Here is a 1,124-nt window from a genome sequence, read left to right on the forward strand (position 1 = left end):
CCCAGGCGGAGAGCAAAGGATTCGGACCCGGCGAAGGCGGAGGAACCCGTGCCGCCATATCCGCCACCGCCGCCGATGGACTGGGCGAAGATGCCGTATGACCCATCCTTGTGTGTGATGATCTCGCCATCGTTGGTGACGGTGACCTTGCCACCATCGGCCTCGTTGTCGGGGTCGTTGGGGTCGCCGACCACCGGGATCGGAATCCCGTTGGGTATGCTGGCACCGCCACCGATTGTCATGTCTGCTTCCGATGCGCCGGTCGCGGCACCCGGGGCACCCCCGCCACCGCCGATCGACTGCGCAAAAATGCCGTGCGAGATATAGCCCAGTGTTTCAATCTTGCCGAAGTTGTTGACCTCGACCTCACCGCCGATGCTGCCACTGCCGCCTTGGCCGCCAATATACATGGTAACGGCCGTCTCGGCCTTACCAGTCTCCGTCGAGCCAGCGCCACCCGCACCACCGCCGCCGCCCACCGACTGTGCGAAGATGCCGTGCGAGTTGTCGTCCTGCGTCAGGATCGAACCGCTCTGGAAGTTCTGGACGTGAACCTTGTCGCTGGTACCGCCAGCGCCGCCGGCGCCGCCGAGGCTCAGCGTGATGGCGATCTTCGAGTCGGTGGATGACGTGCCGGACGCGCCGCCGACGCCACCGGAGCCGCCGATCGACTGCGCCAGGATGCCGTGGGAATTGGCCTTGTCGGTCTGGATTATGCCGCTGTTTTCGACATTGACCTTGCCACCGTTGCCGCCGACCTCACCCGAGCCGCCAAGCGACAGGTTTACCGCGACTTCACCGCCATCGCTCTTGCCCTTGCTTTCGCCGGCACCACCTGCGCCGCCGCCGCCACCGACCGACTGCGCGAAGATGCCTATCGAGCGCTCCTGCTTGGTCCATATCGTTGCGCCGGCCATATTGACGACATCGACCTGGTTGCCATTGCCGCCCTTGCCACCCGCACCGCCAAGCGAGCCGCCGATTGCGTAAGTGCCAAGCACGCCAGAGCTGGACGAGCCGCCGACACCGCCGCCGCCACCGATCGAATTGGCGCTGATGCCATAGGAATCGGCGCCGTCCGTGACGATCAGATTGCGGTTGGTGACCGAAACCGTGCCGCCATT

General features: G+C 65.1%; 1 pseudogene. It reads right to left on the minus strand.

Annotated features, from left to right (window positions below):
• Window positions 1–1,124: pseudogene (locus EN914_RS36155) on the minus strand (autotransporter outer membrane beta-barrel domain-containing protein); the annotation flags it as partial.

This window comes from Mesorhizobium sp. M7A.F.Ca.CA.001.08.2.1 (genome assembly GCF_003998455.1).
Lineage (GTDB): Bacteria > Pseudomonadota > Alphaproteobacteria > Rhizobiales > Rhizobiaceae > Mesorhizobium > Mesorhizobium ciceri.